The following is a 1,594-nucleotide window of genomic DNA, read 5'->3' on the forward strand; positions in this document are numbered from 1 at the left end:
TTCAAGTTTTCTACTCCTGAATACCAACTATCTCCTGTTACCATTCTGGGTTTGACTCCCCAGCTTATTATTTCACTGTAATTGCTCAACCCCCTTGACAAGAAGACAAGATAGACATTAGATCAAGGAATGGAAAAACTCCCCGACCTAAAACAGCTATCGAACGAAGCAAAAGAAGCCTTGATAGTAGAGCTATGGGAGAAAATCCAAAAACTCACCGCAGCGTTAGCAACCACAGACCAACCAAAACTAGGCCCATCTCCCAAAAAAACTAGCAAAAATTCCAGCACTCCACCGTCCACAGGATTCAAGCCCAACATTAAGCCATCGAAAATTGAGGGGATAAAAAGACAAAAAAGCCTAGGAAGAGTCGGAGGCGGAAGAGAACTACATCCTCATCCCGACCAAACAATCATCGCCCAACTCAAAAATTGCCCCCAGTGTGGAGAGAAAGTCACCGGCGCCGCACAAAAATTGCAATCCGTCTACGAAAAAATCGAACTACCCCCAATTCGCCCCATCATCACCCGAATCGAACGTTATAGCGGTCGCTGCGCCTGTTGTCAAACCGAGTATCTTGCCCCCGTACCCGCAGGAATGGAACCGGGTTCACCATTTGGCAGTTCAATTCAAAGCCTGGTTACGTATCTGCGCTACACTCATGCGATCAGCTACGAACGGCTATCGTCCATATTGGCATCTGTCTTTGGACTCAAGATATCAGAAGGAGCAATCGCCAACCTATTAGAGAAAGTCAAAACGAGTTTAGATGACCAAGTAACTCAAATACTCCATCGGTTGCGGCGGGCAAAATTAATTTGTTCAGATGAAACCAGTGCGAGAGTTAATGGACAAAATCAGTGGGAGTGGGTGTTTCAGAACCCAGATGTTTGTTTACACGTCATCCGCCCGAGTCGAGGGACTGGGGTAATTAACGAAGTTCTAGCAGAACACCGTCCCGATATCTGGGTGTCAGATTTATTTAGCGCTCAAAAAAATCACCCAGCCCCACAATGGCAAGTGTGTTTGGCCCATCAACTGCGGGATTGCCAATATGCGATTGATGCTCTTGACAGAGTTTTTGCCCCAGGGATGAAGAGGTTATTATTAAGAGCTTTTATCATCCATCGACGACAAGAAAAAATCGACGATGCCAGACTCAAGCGATACCGAGAAAATTTACAGGAAAGATTAACCGGGATTTTAAATTTAGCGCCACATCATCCGGATGGTATCCGGTTACGAAAACGCTATGGTGGGCTAATTGACAATTTATTTCTATTTCTGGAAGATGCGGGGATTCCACCAACGAATAATAGTAGTGAACAGGCGATTAGGATGAGCGTGGTATTTCGCCGTGTGACTAATGGCTTCCGTTCGGAATGGGGGCGAGATTTGTTTGCTGCTGTTCGTTCAGTTGTCAATACTGGGAAGCGACAGGGTTTAACTGCTTATCAATCCATTCAACAAGCTCTCTCTATTGATGGCTCCCTTTTTTCCCCTAGTTGAGCAATTACATTTCACTTACCATTTCTCTAAAATAATCGTTTTTTGTTTGTCCCTCCTTTTTATCATATATTCTATAATTTATTGG

At 44.5% G+C, this 1,594-nt stretch carries 1 protein-coding gene; it reads left to right on the forward strand.

What is annotated here, in order from left to right; all coding sequences use genetic code 11:
- Positions 1–129: 129 nt before the first annotated feature.
- Entirely contained in the window at positions 130–1,509 is a 1,380-nt protein-coding gene (tnpC, locus tag QUB20_RS28410) for an IS66 family transposase (protein WP_333251527.1), read from the forward strand.
- Positions 1,510–1,594: the final 85 nt, after the last annotated feature.

Origin of the sequence: Microcoleus sp. B4-C2 (assembly GCF_036705265.1) — a bacterium.
Lineage (GTDB): Bacteria > Cyanobacteriota > Cyanobacteriia > Cyanobacteriales > Microcoleaceae > Microcoleus.